Origin of the sequence: Caulobacter sp. UNC279MFTsu5.1, assembly GCF_900114015.1 — a bacterium.
Taxonomy (GTDB): Bacteria; Pseudomonadota; Alphaproteobacteria; order Caulobacterales; family Caulobacteraceae; genus Caulobacter.
The window spans coordinates 47429-66429 of record NZ_FORN01000007.1; the positions used below are offsets into that span (position 1 = coordinate 47429).

General features: G+C 70.4%; 24 protein-coding genes. 15 read left to right on the top strand and 9 right to left on the bottom strand.

Annotated elements, in window-relative coordinates; all coding sequences use genetic code 11:
• Nucleotides 1-26: 26 nt before the first annotated feature.
• From pgeF to lgt, 3 genes are read right to left on the bottom strand one after another with little or no spacing between them, the layout of a single operon-like run.
• Nucleotides 27-806, bottom strand: a complete 780-nt coding sequence (gene pgeF, locus BM066_RS05795; protein ID WP_089925174.1) for a peptidoglycan editing factor PgeF — start codon at nucleotides 804-806, stop codon at nucleotides 27-29.
• 3 nt (nucleotides 807-809) lie between these two features.
• On the bottom strand, nucleotides 810-1892 hold the full coding sequence (locus tag BM066_RS05800; RefSeq protein ID WP_089925177.1) for a class I SAM-dependent methyltransferase: 1083 nt from the start codon (nucleotides 1890-1892) through the stop codon (nucleotides 810-812).
• A complete protein-coding gene (lgt, locus tag BM066_RS05805) occupies nucleotides 1879-2787 on the bottom strand; it encodes a prolipoprotein diacylglyceryl transferase (protein ID WP_089925179.1) in 909 nt (302 codons plus the stop codon). The genes BM066_RS05800 and lgt overlap by 14 nt, the downstream gene beginning before the upstream one ends.
• A 116-nt stretch (nucleotides 2788-2903) precedes the next feature.
• Here lgt and BM066_RS05810 point away from each other — a divergent pair, with 116 nt between their 5' ends.
• The 4 genes from BM066_RS05810 to BM066_RS05825 all read left to right on the top strand — a co-directional run bounded on the left by BM066_RS05810 (nucleotide 2904) and on the right by BM066_RS05825 (nucleotide 5374).
• Nucleotides 2904-3170: an accessory factor UbiK family protein gene (locus BM066_RS05810; RefSeq protein ID WP_089925182.1), complete on the top strand. Its 267-nt coding sequence runs from the start codon at nucleotides 2904-2906 to the stop codon at nucleotides 3168-3170.
• A 126-nt stretch (nucleotides 3171-3296) separates the two neighbouring features.
• Nucleotides 3297-3803, top strand: a complete 507-nt coding sequence (locus tag BM066_RS05815) for a type III secretion system chaperone family protein (protein ID WP_089925186.1) — start codon at nucleotides 3297-3299, stop codon at nucleotides 3801-3803.
• 177 nt (nucleotides 3804-3980) lie between these two features.
• Nucleotides 3981-4766 (top strand): pyrroline-5-carboxylate reductase, encoded by a 786-nt coding sequence (gene proC, locus BM066_RS05820; RefSeq protein ID WP_089925189.1) that lies wholly within the window; start codon nucleotides 3981-3983, stop codon nucleotides 4764-4766.
• Nucleotides 4767-4831: 65 nt separating this feature from the next.
• Nucleotides 4832-5374, top strand: a complete 543-nt coding sequence (locus BM066_RS05825) for a TetR family transcriptional regulator (protein WP_089925192.1) — start codon at nucleotides 4832-4834, stop codon at nucleotides 5372-5374.
• Between the two features lie 160 nt (nucleotides 5375-5534).
• Here BM066_RS05825 and BM066_RS05830 read toward each other — a convergent pair whose 3' ends face one another.
• Nucleotides 5535-6875 (bottom strand): hypothetical protein, encoded by a 1341-nt coding sequence (locus BM066_RS05830; protein ID WP_089925196.1) that lies wholly within the window; start codon nucleotides 6873-6875, stop codon nucleotides 5535-5537.
• A gap of 118 nt (nucleotides 6876-6993) precedes the next feature.
• On the opposite strand from BM066_RS05830, the gene BM066_RS05835 reads away from it, so the two are divergent.
• The gene (locus BM066_RS05835) at nucleotides 6994-8091 is read left to right on the top strand and encodes an MBL fold metallo-hydrolase (protein WP_089925199.1); all 1098 of its coding nucleotides are present in this window, start codon (nucleotides 6994-6996) and stop codon (nucleotides 8089-8091) included.
• Here the strand turns inward: BM066_RS05835 and BM066_RS05840 are convergent.
• The 3 genes from BM066_RS05840 to BM066_RS05850 form a co-directional block, all read right to left on the bottom strand.
• Entirely contained in the window at nucleotides 8088-8444 is a 357-nt protein-coding gene (locus BM066_RS05840) for a hypothetical protein (RefSeq protein ID WP_089925202.1), read from the bottom strand. The two genes, BM066_RS05835 and BM066_RS05840, sit on opposite strands and share 4 nt — an antisense overlap.
• Before the next feature lie 123 nt (nucleotides 8445-8567).
• Nucleotides 8568-9101 (bottom strand): SRPBCC family protein, encoded by a 534-nt coding sequence (locus BM066_RS05845; protein WP_089925205.1) that lies wholly within the window; start codon nucleotides 9099-9101, stop codon nucleotides 8568-8570.
• Nucleotides 9098-9466 carry an ArsR/SmtB family transcription factor gene (locus tag BM066_RS05850; protein WP_089925208.1) on the bottom strand — a complete coding sequence of 123 codons (369 nt, stop codon included), beginning with the start codon at nucleotides 9464-9466 and terminating at the stop codon, nucleotides 9098-9100. The genes BM066_RS05845 and BM066_RS05850 overlap by 4 nt, the downstream gene beginning before the upstream one ends.
• 114 nt (nucleotides 9467-9580) lie before the next feature.
• Here BM066_RS05850 and BM066_RS05855 point away from each other — a divergent pair, with 114 nt between their 5' ends.
• The 5 genes from BM066_RS05855 to BM066_RS05875 all read left to right on the top strand — a co-directional run bounded on the left by BM066_RS05855 (nucleotide 9581) and on the right by BM066_RS05875 (nucleotide 13192).
• On the top strand, nucleotides 9581-10024 hold the full coding sequence (locus tag BM066_RS05855) for a MarR family winged helix-turn-helix transcriptional regulator (RefSeq protein WP_089925210.1): 444 nt from the start codon (nucleotides 9581-9583) through the stop codon (nucleotides 10022-10024).
• Nucleotides 10021-10791: an enoyl-CoA hydratase gene (locus BM066_RS05860; protein ID WP_089925213.1), complete on the top strand. Its 771-nt coding sequence runs from the start codon at nucleotides 10021-10023 to the stop codon at nucleotides 10789-10791. The genes BM066_RS05855 and BM066_RS05860 overlap by 4 nt, the downstream gene beginning before the upstream one ends.
• Nucleotide 10792: 1 nt before the next feature.
• Complete coding sequence (locus BM066_RS05865; protein ID WP_089925215.1) at nucleotides 10793-11206, top strand: DUF3995 domain-containing protein; 414 nt, start codon at nucleotides 10793-10795, stop codon at nucleotides 11204-11206.
• Nucleotides 11207-11243: 37 nt separating this feature from the next.
• Entirely contained in the window at nucleotides 11244-12206 is a 963-nt protein-coding gene (locus tag BM066_RS05870) for an SDR family NAD(P)-dependent oxidoreductase (RefSeq protein WP_089925218.1), read from the top strand.
• 128 nt (nucleotides 12207-12334) lie between these two features.
• Complete coding sequence (locus tag BM066_RS05875; protein ID WP_089925221.1) at nucleotides 12335-13192, top strand: SDR family oxidoreductase; 858 nt, start codon at nucleotides 12335-12337, stop codon at nucleotides 13190-13192.
• 136 nt (nucleotides 13193-13328) lie between these two features.
• On the opposite strand, the gene BM066_RS05880 is transcribed toward BM066_RS05875, so the two are convergent.
• Nucleotides 13329-13664 carry a TfoX/Sxy family protein gene (locus BM066_RS05880; protein WP_089925225.1) on the bottom strand — a complete coding sequence of 112 codons (336 nt, stop codon included), beginning with the start codon at nucleotides 13662-13664 and terminating at the stop codon, nucleotides 13329-13331.
• Between BM066_RS05880 and BM066_RS05885 the strand changes: the two genes are divergently transcribed.
• On the top strand, nucleotides 13665-14144 hold the full coding sequence (locus BM066_RS05885; protein ID WP_089925228.1) for a GNAT family N-acetyltransferase: 480 nt from the start codon (nucleotides 13665-13667) through the stop codon (nucleotides 14142-14144).
• Between the two features lie 11 nt (nucleotides 14145-14155).
• Here the strand turns inward: BM066_RS05885 and BM066_RS05890 are convergent, their stop codons facing one another.
• Nucleotides 14156-15454: an MFS transporter gene (locus BM066_RS05890; protein ID WP_089925232.1), complete on the bottom strand. Its 1299-nt coding sequence runs from the start codon at nucleotides 15452-15454 to the stop codon at nucleotides 14156-14158.
• Between the two features lie 255 nt (nucleotides 15455-15709).
• Here BM066_RS05890 and BM066_RS05895 point away from each other — a divergent pair, with 255 nt between their 5' ends.
• From BM066_RS05895 to BM066_RS05910, 4 genes are all read left to right on the top strand, one after another.
• Entirely contained in the window at nucleotides 15710-16243 is a 534-nt protein-coding gene (locus tag BM066_RS05895; RefSeq protein ID WP_089925235.1) for a GNAT family N-acetyltransferase, read from the top strand.
• Between the two features lie 59 nt (nucleotides 16244-16302).
• A complete protein-coding gene (locus tag BM066_RS05900) occupies nucleotides 16303-16878 on the top strand; it encodes a DUF1285 domain-containing protein (RefSeq protein ID WP_089925562.1) in 576 nt (191 codons plus the stop codon).
• Between the two features lie 2 nt (nucleotides 16879-16880).
• Nucleotides 16881-17543 carry a CoA pyrophosphatase gene (locus BM066_RS05905; RefSeq protein WP_089925559.1) on the top strand — a complete coding sequence of 221 codons (663 nt, stop codon included), beginning with the start codon at nucleotides 16881-16883 and terminating at the stop codon, nucleotides 17541-17543.
• 112 nt (nucleotides 17544-17655) lie between these two features.
• Entirely contained in the window at nucleotides 17656-18909 is a 1254-nt protein-coding gene (locus BM066_RS05910; protein WP_089925238.1) for a CCA tRNA nucleotidyltransferase, read from the top strand.
• Nucleotides 18910-19001 lie beyond the last annotated feature (92 nt).

Sequence of the window (19001 nt, forward strand, 5' to 3'; positions counted from 1 at the left end):
CGATAGATTCTGGTTATTCGACATGCTCAGGCTTCGAGCGCGATCGCCGACAGAAGCCGTCCGTAGTCGGACTCCCCGTCCAGGAAGGCCCTGCGGTTCGAAAAGAACAGCTCAGGCTCGGTGCGCGTGTCGCGGCCGACCCATTCGCTTTGCGCCACCCCGGCCGTCTCCAGGCGGTCCAGGACGAAGGCCGGCAGGTCGAACAGGCGCTTGTCGTCGGCCGGGCCGGGCGAGAAGAATCGGCCGGAGCCGGGGCTGTCGGCCTCGAAGCGGTGCAGGAACTCCAGGCCCACCTCGTAGGATAGGGGTCCGATGCAGGGGCCGACGGCGGCGACCATGCGCGACGGCTCGGCGCCCAGGGCCGTCATCTGGTCGACCGCGGCCTGGACGATCCCGCCCAGCGCGCCGCGCCAGCCGGCGTGGGCGGCGGCGACGACCTTGGCGACCGGATCGGCGATCAGCACCGGCGCGCAGTCGGCGTGCAGGGCGCCGCAGACCACGCCCGGCGTGCGGGTCACCACGGCGTCGCCTTCGGGCCGGACGTCGCCCCACGAGCCGTCGGCGACGATGGCGATGGTCGAATGGATCTGGAAACAGGTGTTGAGGTCTTCCGGTGCGGCCCCGAACCAGGCGGCGGCCCGGGCGCGGTTCTCGGCGACGTCGGCCGGCTCGTCCTTGCTGCCGCGACCGACGTTGAGGCTGGAATAGAGCCCGGTCGAGACCCCGCCCTGGCGGGTGAAGAACGCGTGCCGGACCCCGGCGACGGCGGCCAGCAGCGGCGACTGGACGGTGGGCAGGTCGGGCATCGTCTACGATTCCTCGAAAAGCGGAGGAGAAAGGCCGGGCGCGGACAGGCAGGCGACCTTGAACAGCTGACCCATCTGCGCCGGTCCGGTCAGGCGATCAAGCTGCCGGGCCAGCTTGCCGGCCTGATCAGCCTGGTTCGCCGGAGGTTGGGCGGCGACCAGGGCCTGGGCGCGCTGCGCGATTCCCAGGCCCTGGAGAAACGCGCCCTGGGACAGGATGGGTCCCGTCGCGGCCCCGACCTCGGCGGCGGCGGCCAGCACGGCGGGGAAGTCGGCCCAGACGGTCAGGTCGGCCTGGCCCGGCTCGGCCAGGGGCGAGACCTTCCGGTGAGCCTTCAGCGCCTGCAGCGTGTCGCCCGGTCCCGGCGTGTCGCGGCCGTAGTCGATCAGCAGCGCCGCCCCGCCGTCGCGGGCGACACGATGGCCGATCTCCGCGCCGAGGGCCGCCTGGGCGGGCGAGGATTCGACGACGGAGCCAACGGGCAGGTCCTCTCCCTGGGGGGGAGGCCCTAGGGGCTTCAGCCCGAACGCCAGGCTCCCGGCCTCGTCCAGACCCACCACCCGCTCGGCCCAGCCGTCTTCGGTCCGCACGAACTGGCGCGCGGGCAGGCAGTCCAGCACCTCGTTGGCGACCAGCAGCAGCGGCGCGCCGGCCGGCACGGCTTCCAGTCGGTCGGCCCAGCGCGGCGCCAGGGGCGCGCCGTCCAGCCTGGCGGCCTGGGCCTGGCGCAGCGGCGGCGAGACCTCGACCAGCCACAGGTCGGCGGCGGCCAGGAATTCGGGCAGCAGCCGCGCCGCGCGCAGGATGTCGGCGATCAGCGTCCCGTCGCCCGGACCGATCTCGACCAGCCGCACCGGCGCGGGCCGGCCCATGCGGGTCCAGGTCTCCAGCATCCACAGGCCGATCAGCTCGCCGAACATCTGGCTGACGCCGGGCGCGGTCAGGAAGTCGCCGCTCGCACCCAGCGCCGGCCGGGTGGCGTAATAGCCGTCGCGCGGGTCGTGCAGGCAGCGGGTGAAGTATTCGGCGACGCTGATCGGTCCGTCCTGGGCGATCTGGGCCCGCAGGCGGTTAAGCAGGCTCATGGTCTTCCGCGACGGGAGCGGAAACCGGCTCGCGCAGGGCCCGCCACAGCAGCGCGGCGCCGACCAGCAGCATCGGGATCGACAGGATCATCCCCATGGTCAGGCCGAACGGGAAGTCGGGCATGCCGTGGTCGGGGTTGCGCACGTTCTCCAGCAGGGCGCGGAACAGGCCGTAGCAGATCAGGAAGGTCGCCACGAGCGCGCCGCGGCGTTGCAGCCACTTCAGCCGGTAGGCGGCGAAGTTGAGGATCAGGAACAGCACCACGCCCTCGAGCGCCGCTTCGTACAACTGGCTGGGATGGCGCGGCAGTTCGCCGGCGGGGCAGACGCCGCGGTTGGCGGCCTGGATCGTGCGGTTGCAGAAGATCATGCCGAACGGATGGTCGGTGACCCGGCCCCACAGCTCGCCGTTGATGAAGTTGGCGCAGCGGCCGAAGAACAGGCCGATCGGCACGACGGGCGCGACCAGGTCGCCCAGCTTCAGCATGTCGATCTTCTGGTGGCGGGCGAACAGGGCGATGGCCGCGCACACGCCCAGGAAGCCGCCGTGGAAGGACATGCCGCCCTCCCAGACCTTGAAGACCGTCAACGGATTGGCCGCCAGGCCGGCCCGCTGGTCGTCGTTCAGCATCATGTAGAACAGCACGTAGCCGATCCGGCCGCCCAGGATGATGCCCAGGGTGATCCACAGCACCAGGTCGTCGATCTGCACCGAGGTGGCGGTCGGCTTGCGCCCGCCCCACAGCTGGTCGCTCCGCACCAGCCGGATGGCGTACTGCCAACCCAGGAGGATGCCGGCGACATAGGCCAGGGCGTACCAGCGCAGGGCCAGCGGCCCCCACTGCAGGGCCCAAGGGCCGATGTGGACGATGGGGTCGATGTCGGGGAAGATCACGCCGCGAGCGCTCCGGACGGACAAGTGGTCGAACCTCTAGCGCGTTCCCACTTCGCTTTCATCCTTCCTTTCCCATATAAGAGCCGCGACGAACCGCGCCGCGCTCTGGAATCTCGATGCACAGCCAAAACCCCTTCCTCGACGAATTCGCCAAGCTGACCCAGGCCGCCATGGGCATCGCCCAGACCGCCGGCGAGGAGGCCAAGACCGCGATGCGGGCCCAGGCTGACCGCCTGGCCGCCGAGTTCGACTTGATCCGGCGCGACGATTTCGAGGCCCTGAAGGCCGAGGTGGCGGCGCTGCGCGAGGAAGTCGCGGCCCTGAAAGCCGCGAAAACCGCGGCGAAAACCCCCGCCAGGAAGGCCGCCGACGCGGCTGGATAGGCGAGTTTCGTTCCCGTTCGACGTGAAGGCGGTTGTGACGCCGCCCACGAAGCAGATTAGAGTCCCTGGAGTGGGTGATTTGGTCGGGTCCCACGACCCGTCTCTCCCCGGGGGTCGAAGGGTCTAATGGACACCCAACCGGAAGAAGACGACGTCCTGCTGGCGATGGATCCGCTGGAAGTGGTCGAACACGTGCTGGCGGCCGAGAACCTGACGTTCGACCGCACCGAGGACGGCGACCTGGCCTTCGCCCTGACCGGCGACTGGAAGGACTACGAGCTGTGGTTCGCCTGGCGGCCCGAGGCCGATTGCCTGCAGCTGTGCCTGTCGCTGGACCTGCGCGCCAGCAAGACCAAGCGTCCCAGCGCCTACGAGCTGCTGTCGATGATCAACCAGCGCGTCTGGCTGGGCCACTTCGAGGTCTGGACCGACGACGGCGAGGTGGTGTTCCGCCACGCCCTGGCGCTGCCGGCCGGCGAGCGTCCGACCATGGCCCAGGCCGCGTCGATGATCGACGCCGCCGTCGAGGCCGCCGACCGCTTCTATCCCGCCTTCGACTTCCTGCTGCACGGCGCCAAGACCCCGGACGAGGCCATGGCCGCCTGCATGTTCGAGACGGTGGGCCAGGCTTAGGGCTGGACTTTCCGTCTCCCCTTGCGGGAGAAGGTGGCCTTGCGAAGCAAGGTCGGATGAGGGGTTTCTCGGACGCTTGAGCGGAGTCGCCGGCTCGCCGCCGCGCGACCCCTCATCCGTCGCTTCGCGACACCTTCTCCCGCAAGGGGAGAAGGATCAGCCAGAGCGGAGCCGCCCATGACCACCCCCATCCTCCTCCTCGGCGCCGGACGCATGGGCGGGGCCCTGATCGAGGGCTGGACCAAGGCGGAGGCCTTCTCCGCCGCCGACCTGATCATCCGCGATCCCAATGTCGACCCCGCCGCTTTCCCGGGCGCGATCGTCAATCCGCCGCTCGAGGCCCTCGCCGCGGCCAAGACCGTGCTGCTGGCGGTCAAGCCGCAGATCTGGCGGCAGGCCGTGGCCGACGTCGTCCCGCATCTGGCGCCCGACGCCGTGGTCGTCTCGATCGCCGCCGGGGTGCGCGCAGCCGACATTTCCGCAGCGTTCGGCGGCCGCGCCGTGGCCCGGGTGATGCCGACCACCGCCGTCGCCATCGGCCTGGGCACGGCTTCGATCCATGCCGACACCGACGAAGCCCGGGCGCGGGCCCACGCCCTGCTGGATCCGGTCGCCACCACGGTGGATCTCGACGACGAGGCCCTGATGCACGCCGCGACCGCGGTGTCCGGCTCGGCCCCGGCCTATCTCTACGCCTTCATCGAGGCGCTGGAGGCGGCAGGCGCCGGCCAGGGGCTGGACCCGGCCGCCTCGGCCAGGCTGGCGCGGGCCACCATCGTCGGCGCGGCGGCCCTGCTGGGCCAGGGCGGCGAGGAGCCGGCCGAACTGCGCAGGCAGGTGACCTCCCCCGGCGGTACGACGGCCGCGGCGCTGGACGTGCTGATGGGCGAGGGCGGTTTCGGCGACCTGCTGCCGCGCGCGCTGGCGGCGGCGGTGAAGCGGTCGGTGGAGCTGGGGGGCTGATAGACCCCTCTCCCTAAGAGAGAGGGTTCTTGTAACCGTCCCGCTTACCCGCCATCTCAACAGCCATGACCGCCGCCGAAGACATCCTCGACCGCGCCGCCGCCGCCGCGCTCGCCCTGGCCGCCGACCGGCCGTGGACGCAGATCAGCCTGCGCGACATCGCCCTGAAGGCCGAGGTGCCGTTCGCCGAACTCTACGCCCGCGCCGACGGCAAGGGCGCGGTGCTGAACCACCTGGCGGCCCGCTTCGACCGCGCCGCCCTGGCCACGGCCTCGGCCGATGAGGCGACCACCCACGACCGGCTGTTCGACGCGGCCATGGCCCGGATCGAGGCGATGGAGCCGCATCGCGCCGCCCTGATCGCCATCAGCCGCTCCGAGAGCGTGGTGGTCTCGGCGATGCGCTTCCCCAGGACCGCCCGCGCCATCCTGGAAGCCGCCGGCGTCGACGCCGTCCCGGCCCGGCTGGCCGCGATGTCGGCGGTCTGGGGCCGCACCCTGCAGGTCTGGCGCGACGACGAGGGCGCCCTGAACCGCACCATGGCCGAGCTGGACAAGCGCCTGAAGCAGATGGCCTCGGGCCTGGAGAAGGTCGGGGCGGGGTTCTAGGGGCCGTTTCCCGACGCTCGGACCAACAACCGTTGTCATCCCGGAAAGCGCGTAGCGCTTGTCCGGGATGACAACGGATTTGAAGCTTTGGGCCGGGACCAAACAAAAAGCCCGCCGGGAGCGATCCCGGCGGGCTTGCTGTATCAGGCTCGACGCCCGATCAGCTCTTGGTCTGGTTGGTCGGCAGCTTGCAGCCGCCGCCCACGCCCTTGGCCTGCAGGCACGAGAGCAGTTCGGCCGGCTTGGGAGCGGTCTGGTTCAGCGGATAGGCCATCACCCAGCCCGGCAGGCCGTCCGAGCAGGCGACTTCGACGAAGCCCTGGGTCGCGGTCTGGCCGATGATGCGCGAGCCGGAGACGGTGCAGCTGCCCTTGCCCAGGCCCTTCAGGTCGGCCGTCAGGCGCGGATAGGCGGCGTCCGGCTTGGTGAAGCTGCAGCGGTAGCCGTTCATTTCCGAGGTCACGCAGTCGTAGACCGTGTTGCTGGTGGCGGTGAAGATGCCGATGCCGCCGTCGGGACGGTTGGAGCACTTCAGCTCGACGATCTCCTTGCGGGGGTCGTTGCTGGGCAGCATGCCGTACTTCTCGACCTTGCAGTCGAAGCCGGCCTTGGCGGCCAGCTTGCTGTAGAGGCCGGCCTGTTCGGTCTGGGCCGCCACGGCGTCGCTCAGGGTGCAGCCGCCGCCGACATAGCCGGCCTGGGCGCAGTCGATGGCCTTGACCAGGGCGCCGCCGGCCGAGGCCTGCTGCAGCACGTAGCCCTTGCCGTCCTGGCAGGCGACTTCGAAGTAGTTGTCGGTCTTGGTGCTGAGGATGTAGCGCTTGTCCTTGATCGCGCAGTTCTTGCCCGAGGCGGCGTTCAGCGTGTCGACGACGGCCAGCTGGGTGGCCTTGTCGGTCAGCTTGCAGCTGACATTGCCGCCTTCCTCGTACAGCAGGCAGCTGTTGACCGTGACGTCCTGGTCGACATTGATCGGGGCGGAGGTCTGGACGATGTAGCCGGCGCCGCCCTTACAGGCGACTTCGAAATAGGCGTTCTTGGCGCCGGCGCCGATGGCGCGGGCGTTCTGGATATCGCAGGCCGTCTGGGCCTTGGCCAGGTACGGCGCCAGGCCGGCCTTCGGATCGGCGTTGCCGGGCAGGACGCAGGCCAGGGCGCTGGGCTTGCCGTCCGCTGCGGCCTGGGCGGTCTCCAGGCAGCTGTAGGCCTGCGGCGCGGCGTCTTTTTTGGCCAGCAGCGCGAAGCCCAGGCCCTGCTGGCAGGCGACTTCGTAATAGTCGGTGCTGGTCTTCTTGTCGTTGCCGATCAGGCGGGCGTCAGTAACCGTGCACGAGATGCCGGCGGCCTTGGCGACGTCCGGCGCGGCCTTCATGCCGGCCTCGCGGGATTTGGCGTCGACGGCGGCCGGCTTGTCCTTTTCCTTGGCCGCCGAGATCACGGTGGCGGGAACAAGCGCGGCGAGCGCGAGGGCGGCCGTCAAGCCGATCGCGATGGGCCTCATGGGGTGCGTCTCCTGGGGTAAATTCCTCGCGGCGGACTTAAGGCCCGCTTGCATCGAGGGTCAAGATGTCGTCCGACGGGGGCGCAATCATGACGATGGCCGCGACCGGAGGGCGCAGATGCGGGACGGGATCGAGGACGGCGCGGTCGAACCGCCCGAAAGGTCGTCGAGGCCGCGGTTGGTCTATCCGTTCGAAACGGCGCCGGAGACGGGGTCGGGCCAGGCCGTCGAGGTCGCGCCCGGCGTCCTGTGGCTGCGCCAGCCGCTGGGCGGCTCGCTGGGCTTCATCAATGTCTGGGCGATCGCCGACGGCGAGGGCTGGGCGGTGGTAGACACCGGCTTGCAGACCCAGGAGACCTCGCAGGCCTGGCGCGCGGCCTTCGCCGGCGCCCTGGGCGGACGGCCCGTCACCCGGGTGATCGTCACCCACCTGCATCCCGATCATGTCGGCCTGGCCGGCTGGATCGTCCGCAAGTTCGACGTCCGCCTGTGGATGACCCGGCTGGAATATTTCCAGTGCCGGATGCTGGCGGCCGACACCGGCCGCGCGGCGCCCGAGGACGGGGTGCGGTTCTTCCACGCCGCCGGTTGGGACGAGGCGGCGATCGACACCTACAAGGCCCGGTTCGGCGGCTTCGGCAAGGCGATCCACCAACTGCCCGACAGCTACCGCCGGATGACCGACGGCGAGGTCTTCGCGATCGGCGACCACGACTGGCGGGTGGTGACCGGCCAGGGCCACTCGCCCGATCACGCCTGCCTGTGGTGCCAGGACCTGGGCGTGCTGATCTCCGGCGACCAGGTGCTGCCCAGGATCTCGTCCAACGTCTCGGTGTTCCCGACCGAGCCGGACGCCGACCCGCTGAGCGACTGGCTCGCCTCGCTGGCCAAGGTGAAGGCGGTGGCGCCGGACACGGTGCTGGTCCTGCCGGCCCACAACGACCCGTTCCGGGGGCTGCACGCCCGCATCGACGGGTTGATCTCGGGCCACGAGCGGGCCCTGACGCGACTGGCTGGCAAGCTGGTCGAGCCCAAGCGGGTGGTCGACGTGTTCGGCAGCCTGTTCGCCCGGCCGATCGGCCCGGACCTGCTGGGCATGGCCACGGGCGAGGCCCTGGCGCACCTGAACTGCCTGATCGGGCGGGGCTTGGCGGTGCGCGAGGCCGACGGCGACGGGGTGAGCTGGTACCGGGCGGCGGCTAAGATCGAGATCTAGCGGTCGGCGATGTACAGGTAGGCGACGCTCTCCGTATCGCCGGCGATGTCGCACGTGCCGTTGCCGGCGACCACGACGGATTTGTTCGTGGCGTAGGCCGACAGCAACGTGGCCAGCACGGCCTGGCCGGCCGACGTCTGGGTGCTGAACGACCAGCGGTTCGGAAAATTCGCCGCGCAGGCCGGAACGCCGGTCCGGGCGCCGCCGTCCTGGAAGAAGTAGGCGACGCCGCTGGGGGTGACCGTGATGTTGTATACGGTCTTGGCCGCCGACACGGAGGCGCTGGCTCCCGAACCGATCGGCAGCATGACGGCCATCGCCAGGCCCAGGGCCGCCGAGGGGAAGAGTTTCATGCGTCTTTCCAGTTCAGATCGCGGAGGTTGTGTCGAGCGAGCTTCACCATGGACGCCGACCCCCGTCAATCCCGCGACGTCGGCTCCGCCGGCTGACCGACGGAGCCTGATCGGAAAGCGTCCTCAGGCCGGCAGGCGCTTCTCGTACTCGGCCTTGAGCTTGCTCCAGGTGTCCCAGAACGACGCCGTCTGCGGCTTGCCGCCGATCTTGGTGACCAGCACGTCCAGGTGGGCGTGCCAGCCGGCGCTGACATTGAGCAGCTGGGCGCGGTCGGGCAGGCGGCGGTGGGTGATCGTCAGCAGCACCTTGTCGCCGGCCGGCTCCAGCTCGAACGACACCTCGCCCTGGTTCCAGGCGATGGCCAGCTTGCGGTTCGGCTCGAGCGCGAGGATCCGGCTCTCCAGGCGGTGTTCGGCGCCGAAGCCCTCCGGCCGCGTACCGGGCGGGTCGCTCAGCTCGTCGTTGCGCCAGACCAGTTCGAACGGCGTTCCGGCCTTCATCTCCATCTGGCCCGAGGCCAGCCATTGGCGGCGCAGCTCGCTCTGCGTCAGATAGGCCCAGACGCGGTCGACGGGGCCGGGCAGCAGGCGCTGGATCTTCAGGGTCAGGGGCTCGATCAGTTCGCCATAGGCGGAAAGGGTCGCGAGTTCCGTCATTGGTCGTCTCCTTGTTTGGCGGGCGGGGTCTTGCGGGCGTCCTCCTCGCGGAGGAGCCGGTCGAGCACGTCCAGACGGCTGGTCCAGAAGTGTTCGTAGAAGTTCAGCCACTCGTGGGCCGTGGCCAGGGGCCCGGGGTCGAGGCGGCACAGGTGGGTGCGGCCGCGGACCTCGCGCCGGATCAGGCCGGCGCTTTCCAGGGCCTTGATGTGCTTGGAGGCGGCGGCCAGCGAGATCGAGAACGGCTCGGCCAGCTGGCCCACCGTCCGTTCGCCGTTCGCCAGGTCGCGCAGCATCCGGCGACGGGTGGCGTCGCCGAGGGCGTGGAAGACGGCGTCCAGCGGAGGGGCAAGTAATTCAACCATGTGGTTGAATGTGTAGGACGGCCCGTGAAGAGTCAACCGATCGGTTGAATAAATCCACCGCGAAGCCAAAACATTCGTTTGATATTTCGTGCGCGAACTATAATCTCGCCCGCCATGACCACGCCGCCCGACCGACGCCTCGTCTTCCTGCTCAACGTCGCCCATCGGCGCGTGACCCGCTACATCGAGGCCAAGATGGCCGCCAAGGGCGGGCTGACCGCCGCCCAGTCCGGGGCCCTGTTCGTGCTGGGCCAGAAGGACGGCGCCCTGATCGGCGAGGCCGCCGAGGCCCTGGACCTGGCGCCCTCGGCCATGACCGGGCTGGTCGACCGCATGGTCCGCGCCGAACTGGTCGAGCGCCGGCCCGATCCCAAGGACGGCCGCGCCTTCCGCCTGCACCTGACCACCCACGGCGAAGCGGCCCGCGAGGAGGCCAAGGCCGGGGTCGAAGGCCTGAACGCCCGTCTCACCGAAGGCTTCACGGACGAGGAGATCGCCGTGGTGTCGCGCTGGCTGACCAGCCTGCAAACGAAATTCCCCAAAGGAGACCCGCAATGACTGATCACGTCCAAGTGGCCGTCGACGCCGGCGTGATGACCCTCACCCTGGCGCGCCCGGACAAGAAGAACGCGCTTAGCAACGCCATGTACGGCGTGCTGGCCGACAGCCTCGAAAAGGCCGAGCGCGACCCGTCGGTGCGCGTGGTGGTGTTCCAGGCCGACGGCGACAGCTTCAGCGCCGGCAACGACCTGCAGGACTTCGCCGCCCAGGCTGCCGGCGCCTTCGAGGGCGAGCGCCACGTGATGCGGTTCCTCAAGGCCTTGGCCAAGGCCACGCGGCCGCTGGTCGCCGCCGTCCAGGGCCAGGCCGTGGGCGTGGGCACGACCATGCTGCTGCATTGCGACCTGGTGTTCACCAGCCCGGACGCGAAGCTGACCGTGCCGTTCGTCAACCTGGCCCTGGTGCCGGAGGCGGCCTCCAGCCTGCTGCTGCCGGCCCGCATCGGCCACGCCCGCGCCTACGCCATGTTCGCCCTGGGCGAGGCGGTCAGCGGCGAGACCGCCGCCGCTTGGGGGATCGCCAACGCCTGCGTGCCGCTGGAGGACCTGCGCGCCCGGGCCCGCGCCGCCGCCGACCAGCTGGCCAAGCGCCCGCTGGGCGCCCTGACCGCCACCAAGGGCCTGATGCGCGACGCCGGGGCCATCTCGGCCCTGATGGACAAGGAAGGCGAGCTGTTCGCCGCCCGTCTGCAGACCGCCGAGGCGCGGGAGGCGTTCATGGCCTTCGCCGAGCGTCGTGCGCCGGACTTCAGCAAGGTCGGCTGAGGTGACGCTGGCCCTGGTCCTGGCGGCGGCGCTGTTCGCCCTTTCGGGGATCCATCTCTACTGGGGGCTGGGCGGTCGCTGGCCGGGTCATGACGAGGCCTCGATGGTCGAGCACGTCGTAGGCCGCACGCGCGGCATGCGCGCGCCGGGCCTGCCGGCTTCCGCCGGGGTCGCCCTGGCCCTGGCGGCGGGCGGCGTCCTGGTGCTGGCGAGCCTGACGCCGACGCCTTGGGACGGGTGGCTGAAGGCCGCGCGCTGGGGGCTGCTGGCGGTGTTCGCCGGACGCGGCCTGGCGACCTATGTCCCGCCGGTGTTCCGTTACGCCGAGGGCACGCCGTTCGCGACGCTCAATCGTCGGGCCTACGGGCCGCTGTGCCTGGCGATCGCCTTGGGGATCCTGATCTTGCAGCTGTAGCGTTCGGCACAACGATAAAATCAAGGGAGCGAACACCATGGCCGACCGCATAAAGTCCCCTTTCGGGCCCTACACCGACGCCCGCGACGTCGTCGCCGGCCACGACCTGAGCGGCAAGGTCGCCATCGTCACCGGCGGGGCCACCGGCATCGGCGTCGAGACCGCCCGCGCCTTGGCCGAGGCCGGGGCCGAGGTGGTGATCGCCGTGCGCAAGCCGGATCTCGCCGAGGCGGCGGTGGCCGACATCGCCAGGGCGGCCAAGGGCAAGGTGTCGTGGTCGATGCTGGACCTCTCCAGCTTCCGGTCGATCCGCGCCTTCGCCGAGCGCTGGGGCGAGCGGCCGCTGAACCTGCTGATCAACAACGCCGGCGTCATGGCCTGTCCGCTCGCCTACACCGAGGACGGGCTGGAGATGCAGATCGGCACGAACCACTTCGGCCACTTCCTGTTGTCATTGCTGCTGGCCCCGAACCTGGCGGCGGGCGCCAAGCGATCCGGCAAGGCCTCGCGCCTGGTGTCGCTGTCGTCGATCGGCCACCGCCGCGGTCCGATGAACTTCGAGGATCCGCACTTCCGCCACCGCCCCTACGACAAGTGGGAGAGCTACGGCCAGGCCAAGACCGCCAACGCCCTGTTCGCGGTGGGTTTCGACCGGCGGTTCAGGGACCAGGGCGTGCGGGCCAATGCGGTGATGCCGGGCGGCATCTTCACGCCGCTGCAGCGCCACCTGCCGATCGAGGAGCAGAAGACGCTGGGATGGCTGGATGACGAGGGCAAGCCGCGCGACGGCTTCAAGACCCCGCAGCAGGGCGCCTCGACCAGTGTCTGGGCCGCGGTGGGCGACGAGCTGGAGGGGCGAGGCGGGCTCTATCTGGAAGACCTGGCCCAGGCCGCGCCGTGGAGCAAGGACCATCCCTGGGCCGGCGTCATGCCTCACGCCCTGGATCCCGAAGCGGCCGAACGGCTGTGGGCCCTGTCGGTGGAGACCACGGGGCTGTGAAATCCACGCCCTCGACAAGCTCGGGGTGAGGATTTCTTCTGAACCAGCGTATCAACAGCCCTCATCCCGAGTCTGTCGAACGACGAGGGCTCCGGCGCCTGGCGAACGCATCTTCAAGGGAGGCTTTCATGAGCCTATCGGGCAAGACCCTCTTCATCACCGGCGCCTCGCGCGGCATCGGCCTGGCCATCGCCCTGCGCGCGGCCCGCGACGGCGCCAACATCGTCATCGCCGCCAAGACCGCCGAGGCCCATCCCAAGCTGCCCGGCACCATCTACACCGCCGCCGCCGAGATCGAGGCGGCCGGCGGCAAGGCCCTACCGCTGGTGGTCGACGTGCGCGAGGAGGCCAGCGTCCAGGCGGCGGTCGACAAGGCGGTCGAGACGTTCGGCGGCATCGACATCTGCGTCAACAACGCCTCGGCGATCTCGCTGACCGGCACGCTGTCGACCGACATGAAGCGCTACGACCTGATGCACCAGATCAACGGGCGCGGCACCTTCCTGACCTCGAAGATCTGCCTGCCGCACCTGAAGAGGGCGGCCAACCCGCACATTCTCGCCTTGTCGCCGCCGCTGGACATCAAGCCCCGCTGGTTCGCGCCGCACGTCGCCTATTCGATGGCCAAGTACAATATGAGCCTGTGCATGCTGGGCCTGGCCGAGGAGTTCCGCGTCGACGGCGTGGCCTGCAACGCCCTGTGGCCGCGCACCGCCATCGCCACCGCCGCCATCCAGTTCGCCCTGACCGGCGAGGAAGGGCTCAAGCACTGTCGCACGGTCGAGATCATGGCCGACGCGGCCCACGCGATCTTCGAAAAGCCGTCGCGCGAGTTCACCGGCCAGTTCGTGATCGACGACACCTTCCTCTACGGCGAGGGCGTGCGCGACTTCGACAAATACCGTGTGGATCCCACCGCCACCCTGATGCCGGACTTCTTCGTGCCCGAGGACAGCGTTCCGCCTCCGGGAGTGGTGATCGGGTGACCCAAACACCGCTCATCCCGGCGAATGCCGGGACCCAGATCCTACAGCGGAGTGTCGGGCTGGAAGAGCTCTGCGCTTTTGGCGTCAGCCCCAAAGCCATTCCATCTGGGTCCCGGCATTCGCCGGGATGAGCGGATTATTTGGGAGGCCGCGTCTTCCGCGCCGCCGCCACCGCGATCGACCGCCGGGCCCAGTCGACCATCCGCTCCGGTTCGTCCAGCGCCTCGGCGGGGGCGGACCAGTAGGCCATCGGGCTCATGCCGAACGGCGCGAACTGGACGCTGCCGGCCGCCTCGAAATCAGCGCGCAGGGTTTCGTCGCCCTTGAGATACAGGGTGTCGTCGTCGATCAGGGCGAAGAACAGGCCCTGGGCGTAGAGCCCGACTCCGCCGAACATCCTGCGCGAGGTCAGCGGCCCGACCGGCGCCAACTGCTCGAGCACGAAATCCAGATAGTCCGAAGAGACCGCCATATGTCCGTCGCCATTCGTCCCGCCGTCCGCGAGGACAGCGCCCTGATCCTGCAGTTCATCCGCGACCTGGCCGAGTACGAGAAGTTGCTCGACGACGTGCGGGCGACGCAGGACGACGTCACGGTGGCGCTGTTCGGCGAAAATCCCAAGGCCTTCTGCGACATCGCCGAGATCGACGGCCGGCCCGTGGGCTTCGCCCTGTGGTTCTACAACTTCTCGACCTTCGTCGGCCGGCACGGGATCTATCTGGAGGACCTGTTCGTGCGGCCGGAGGCGCGCGGCTCCGGCGCGGGGAAGGCGCTGCTGGCCAATCTGGCCAGGCGCTGCGTCGACGAGAACCTGGGCCGGCTGGAATGGGCCGTGCTCGACTGGAACGCCCCGTCGATCGCCTTCTACGACAGCCTGGGCGCGGCGGCGATGGACGAGTGGATCGTGCGGCGGATGACGGGCGAGGCGCTGGCGAGGTTGGCGGGGCGGTGAACCCGGGACGCCTATTCCAGCCGGTCCGCCTTCCGCAGCTCCGGGAACATCCTCGCCCAGGCGCCGGTCACCAGCAGCGCCCCGACGCCGCCGAAGATCGCCGCGCCGACCGGGCCCAGGAACCGCGCGGCGACGCCGCTCTCGAACTCGCCCAGCTCGTTGGAGGCGCTGATGAACAGGCCCGAGACGGCGGCGACCCGGCCGCGCATCGGGTCGGGCGTGACCAACTGCACCAGGGTCTGGCGGATATAGACCGAGACCATGTCGGCCCCGCCCAGCACCGCTAGGGCGGCCACCGACAGCCACATCCATTGCGACAGGCCGAACACCACCGTCGCCGCGCCGAACACCGCCACGGCGCCGAACATCAGCAGGCCGGCGCGACGACGGATCTGATGGCTGGCCAGGACGACCGCCACCACGGTGGCGCCGACGGCCGGCGCGGCGCGCAGGATCCCGAAGCCCTCGGCCCCGACATGCAGCACGTCGCGGGCGAACACCGGCAGCAGGGCGGTGGCCCCGCCCAGCAACACGGCGAACAGGTCCAGCGAGATCGAGCCGAAGACGATCTTGTTGCGCCAGGTATAGACTAGGCCTTCCTTGATCAGCGTCCAGCGTGAGCCGGGCTGCACCACCGGCTTGGTCGACTGGCGGATGCCCAGCAGGCACAGGCCGCCCAGCAGGAACAGGCCCGCCGAGGCGCCGAACGCCGTGGCCGGCGAGATGGCGCACAGCAGGCCGCCCAGGGCCGGGCCGATGATCGAGGCGCTCTGCCACGACAGCGAGTTCCAGGCGATGGCGCGGGGCAGCAGCGGGCGAGGCACCAGCATCGGGCCCATGGCGCTGGAGGCCGGCGACAGGAAGGCGCGCCCAGCTCCGAACAGCACGGCGATGGCGAAGATCGGCCACAGGGCCGTGTGTCCCGACCAGGCCAGGAGGCCCAGAGACCCGGCGCAGACGATGTCGACGCCGATCGCGGCGGTCATGATCGCCCGGCGGTCATGGCGGTCGGCGGTCTCGCCGGCGGTCAGGGCCAGGAAGAACAGCGGGATGAACTGGGCCAGGCCCACCATGCCCAGCAGGAAGGCGCCCTGGCCTTCGTTGTGGCCGGTCTCGCGGGCCAGGGTGTAGACCTGCCAGCCGATCGTCACCCCCTGGATCTGCACAGCCAGGGTGGCGACGAAGCGCGCGGTCCAGAAGAACAGGAAGTCGGTCTGCCGCAGCAGGGCGCGCATGGACGTGTCCCCCTCCTGCTTTGGCGCTTCGAGGGCCGAAGGGACGGAGTCGGGGTCGGAGGGGAGGTCGCTCATCGCGGCGGACCATGTCCCCCGATGAGCGTCGCCGCAATCGAGTTTGTTTGATGCGACAGTTGATTTCATTGACGCCACGCGCCCCAGGCCCTATTTCGCGCCCTCCAACGGAAGGGAAGGCCGTCATGCGACGCCTGCGACGAACCTGCGCCGCGCGGACCGGAGTCCGCGTCTAACGCCCCGGAGGCGGCCGTCTCGGCCGCGTCACGATCCGGGGCTATGTCCCCCTTTCGTGTTCCGGATCGTTTAGCGCCCATGTCGTCTTCCGCCGTCGCCCCTTCGCCGCCATCGCCCTCCGCCTTGGCGCCCGCCATCTCGATCGAGCGGCCCGAGCACGCCCGCGCCGTGGAGGCGCTGGTCGACCGCGCCTTCGGGCCGGGCCGGTTCGCCAAGTCGTCCGAGCGCCTGCGCGAGGGCAACCGCAAGCTGGACGACTGCTCGTTCGTGGCCCTGCACGAGGGCCGGGTGATCGGCAGCGTGCGGCTGTGGCCGGTGACGGTGGGCGGCGCGCCCGCCGCCTTCCTCGGTCCCCTGGCCGTCGACGCCGACGAGCGCCGGCACGGCCTGGGCCAGGCTCTGGTCGAGGCGGCCTGCGAGGCGGCGGCCAAGGCCGGCTGGCGCGCGGTGCTGCTGGTCGGCGACGCCCCCTATTTCGGCCGCGTCGGCTTCGCGGCCGGGCCGGCCGCCCAGGCGATCATGCCCGGCCCCGCCGATCAGCGCCGGGTGCTGGTCAAGGCCCTGGTCGAGGGCGGCGACGCGGGGCTGGTCGGGCCGATCCGGATCGGCTGAAGGGCCGGAGGGGGCCTGCGGCGCTTGAGCCCGACGCCCGCTTGCCCTACCTGAACCTGATGACCGTCGATCCCACATCCTCCGGCCTCGCGGGTGTCACCGCCGCGGCCGCGAGCGCGGGCGAGCGCGGCCTGCCGCCGGTGCATTTGTGGCATCCGGAGCACTGCGGCGACATCGACATCCGCATCCGCAAGGACGGGGTCTGGTTCCACGAGGGGACGCCGATCGGCCGCGAGGCCCTGGTGCGCCTGTTCTCGACCGTGCTGCGGCTGGACCCGGACGGCTACCACCTGGTCACGCCGGTCGAGAAGCTGAAGATCCAGGTCGAGGACGCGCCGTTCGTCGCCACGCGCGTGGATCAGGTGGGCGACGCCCTGCGCTTCGAGACCAATGTCGGCGACGTGGTCGAGGCCGGGCCGGACCACGCCATCCGGGTCGAGACCGATCCGGCGACCGGCGAGCCGCGGCCCTATCTGCACGTGCGGCGCGGCCTGGAGGCGCTGATCGCCCGGTCGGCGTTCTACGAACTGGCCGAGCTGGCCATCGAGCGCGACACCCCCGACGGACCCCGCCTGGGCGTCGCCTCCAGCGGCGCCTGGTTCCCGATCGCCCCGGCCGGAGCGCATCGATCGTGACCCTGACGCGTGACCAGCGCCGGGCCTGGATCGCCAGCAAGCTGGATCCGATCGACGCCTACGATCCCAGCCTGGACGCGGCGCGCTCGGACTACGACCTCAATCCCGGCCTGCGGCCCGACAATCCCCACGCCCTGCGGCCGGCCGCCGTGCTGGTCGGCCTGGTCGAGCGCGAGGCGGGCATGACCGTCCTGCTGACCCGCCGGGCCGACACCCTGCGCAGCCACACCGGTCAGATCGCCTTTCCGGGCGGGCGCTGCGATCCCGGCGAGACGCCGTGGGAGACCGCCCTGCGCGAGGCCCGGGAGGAGGTCCACCTCGACCCGAGGTTCGTCACCCTGGCCGGCCTGCTGCACGGCTACCGCACGGTGACCGGCTTCCACGTCACGCCGGTGGTCGGCTTCATCGATCCGGCCGCCACCTTCGAGGCCAGCCCCGACGAGGTGGCCGACGTGTTCGAGACGCCGTTCGCGTTCCTGATGGACCCGGGCAACCACCAGCGCCAGCACCGCGACCTGCCGGACGGCGAGCGGCGATTCTTCTACGCCATGCCGTGGAACGAGCGGTTCATCTGGGGCGCGACGGCGGGCATGCTGCGGGCGCTGTACGAGCGGCTGCACGCGCCGGACGACCTGGCCGATCCGGTCGAGGGCGCCCCAGCGTAACCCGCTAAAAGATATGCCCTTTACGCCCTCATTCGGGCTTGTCGACCTGCGATAATCGTTTGAAATGCGGACCCCCGCCGGGCGGGGGCGTGGCGTGCCGTGGGGGACGAGGGTGAAGACCGAGACGATAGGCGCGGCGCCGTGGATGGCGCTGCCGGAGACGCAGGCCGTGATCGCGGCGCTCGAGGCGCGGGGCTTCCCCGGCTGCGCGCGCTTCGTGGGCGGCTGCGTGCGCAACACCCTGATGGGCAAGCCCATCGACGACATCGACATCGCCACCGTCCTGACCCCGGACCAAGTGATCGAGGCGCTGGGCGCGGCGGGTCTGCGAGCCATCCCCACCGGCGTCGACCACGGCACGGTCACCGCCCTGTCGGGCGGCCGCCCGTACGAGATCACCACCCTGCGCCGCGACGTCTCGACCGACGGCCGCCGGGCGGTGGTGTCGTTCACCCAGGACTGGGACCAGGACGCCGAGCGCCGAGACTTCCGCTTCAACGCCCTCTACGCCGACATCCATGGCCGGCTCTACGATCCGACCGGCGAGGGGGTGAACGACGCGCGCGAGGGCCGGGTGGTGTTCGTCGGCGACCCGATGACCCGGATCCGCGAGGACTATCTGCGCATCCTGCGGTTCTTCCGGTTCCACGCCTGGTACGGCCGGGGCGAGGCCGACCAGAAGGCCCTGGCGGCCTGCAAGGCCCTGAAGGGCATGGTCGAGGGCCGCGCCGCCGAGCGCACCCAGAAGGAGCTGTTGAAGCTGCTGGCGGCCGACGATCCGCGCGCCGCCCTGCGGCTGATGGCGGCCACCAGCGTCCTGTCCTCGATCCTGCCGTTCGTGAAGTCCCTGGCCCGTTTCGAGGCGCTGATGACCATCGAGACCGAGCAGCTGTTCGAGAACGATCCGGAGCTGCGCCTGGCCGCCCTGATCCCCGACGATCCCGAAATCGCCAGTCAGATGGCCGAGCGCCTGCGGCTGTCCAACGCCCTGAAGGAGCGATTGGTCGAGGCCGTCGGCAAGTCGCCGCGCATCGTCAGCTGGATGAGCCCGCGCGAGACCCGCCGCGCGGTCTACGCCCTGGGCCTGAAGACCTTCAGCGACCGGGTCAAGCTGGCCTGGGCCGGCGCGAACCGCTCGGCCGCCACGCCGCAATGGCGCGGCCTGCTGGCCCTGGGCGAAAGCTGGACGCCGCCGGCCTTCCCCCTGACCGGCGAGGAGATCCTGAAGGCCGGGGTTCCCAAGGGGCCGATGGTCGGCGAGGTGATGCGCGAGGTCGAGCTCTGGTGGATCGACCAGGACTTCATCGAGGACAAGTTTTCGGCCATCGAGCGGCTGAAGGCCGTGGCGCAGGGGATGGTGTTCTAGGAGAACTTAAACCCTCTCCCTATGGGAGAGGGAGAAGGTTGGCGGTTGAACTCGGCCGCGCCCGCCCACAAATGCCGGTCAGCACCTGATGC

Coding starts and splice junctions, on each gene's coding strand:
- pgeF (WP_089925174.1), bottom strand. CDS start 806: ATGCCCGACCTGCCCACCGTCCAGTCGCCGCTGCTGGCCGCCGTCGCC.
- BM066_RS05800 (WP_089925177.1), bottom strand. CDS start 1,892: ATGAGCCTGCTTAACCGCCTGCGGGCCCAGATCGCCCAGGACGGACCG.
- BM066_RS05810 (WP_089925182.1), top strand. CDS start 2,904: ATGCACAGCCAAAACCCCTTCCTCGACGAATTCGCCAAGCTGACCCAG.
- BM066_RS05815 (WP_089925186.1), top strand. CDS start 3,297: ATGGACACCCAACCGGAAGAAGACGACGTCCTGCTGGCGATGGATCCG.
- proC (WP_089925189.1), top strand. CDS start 3,981: ATGACCACCCCCATCCTCCTCCTCGGCGCCGGACGCATGGGCGGGGCC.
- BM066_RS05825 (WP_089925192.1), top strand. CDS start 4,832: ATGACCGCCGCCGAAGACATCCTCGACCGCGCCGCCGCCGCCGCGCTC.
- BM066_RS05830 (WP_089925196.1), bottom strand. CDS start 6,875: ATGAGGCCCATCGCGATCGGCTTGACGGCCGCCCTCGCGCTCGCCGCG.
- BM066_RS05835 (WP_089925199.1), top strand. CDS start 6,994: ATGCGGGACGGGATCGAGGACGGCGCGGTCGAACCGCCCGAAAGGTCG.
- BM066_RS05840 (WP_089925202.1), bottom strand. CDS start 8,444: ATGAAACTCTTCCCCTCGGCGGCCCTGGGCCTGGCGATGGCCGTCATG.
- BM066_RS05845 (WP_089925205.1), bottom strand. CDS start 9,101: ATGACGGAACTCGCGACCCTTTCCGCCTATGGCGAACTGATCGAGCCC.
- BM066_RS05850 (WP_089925208.1), bottom strand. CDS start 9,466: ATGGTTGAATTACTTGCCCCTCCGCTGGACGCCGTCTTCCACGCCCTC.
- BM066_RS05855 (WP_089925210.1), top strand. CDS start 9,581: ATGACCACGCCGCCCGACCGACGCCTCGTCTTCCTGCTCAACGTCGCC.
- BM066_RS05860 (WP_089925213.1), top strand. CDS start 10,021: ATGACTGATCACGTCCAAGTGGCCGTCGACGCCGGCGTGATGACCCTC.
- BM066_RS05870 (WP_089925218.1), top strand. CDS start 11,244: ATGGCCGACCGCATAAAGTCCCCTTTCGGGCCCTACACCGACGCCCGC.
- BM066_RS05875 (WP_089925221.1), top strand. CDS start 12,335: ATGAGCCTATCGGGCAAGACCCTCTTCATCACCGGCGCCTCGCGCGGC.
- BM066_RS05880 (WP_089925225.1), bottom strand. CDS start 13,664: ATGGCGGTCTCTTCGGACTATCTGGATTTCGTGCTCGAGCAGTTGGCG.
- BM066_RS05885 (WP_089925228.1), top strand. CDS start 13,665: ATGTCCGTCGCCATTCGTCCCGCCGTCCGCGAGGACAGCGCCCTGATC.
- BM066_RS05890 (WP_089925232.1), bottom strand. CDS start 15,454: ATGAGCGACCTCCCCTCCGACCCCGACTCCGTCCCTTCGGCCCTCGAA.
- BM066_RS05895 (WP_089925235.1), top strand. CDS start 15,710: ATGTCGTCTTCCGCCGTCGCCCCTTCGCCGCCATCGCCCTCCGCCTTG.
- BM066_RS05900 (WP_089925562.1), top strand. CDS start 16,303: ATGACCGTCGATCCCACATCCTCCGGCCTCGCGGGTGTCACCGCCGCG.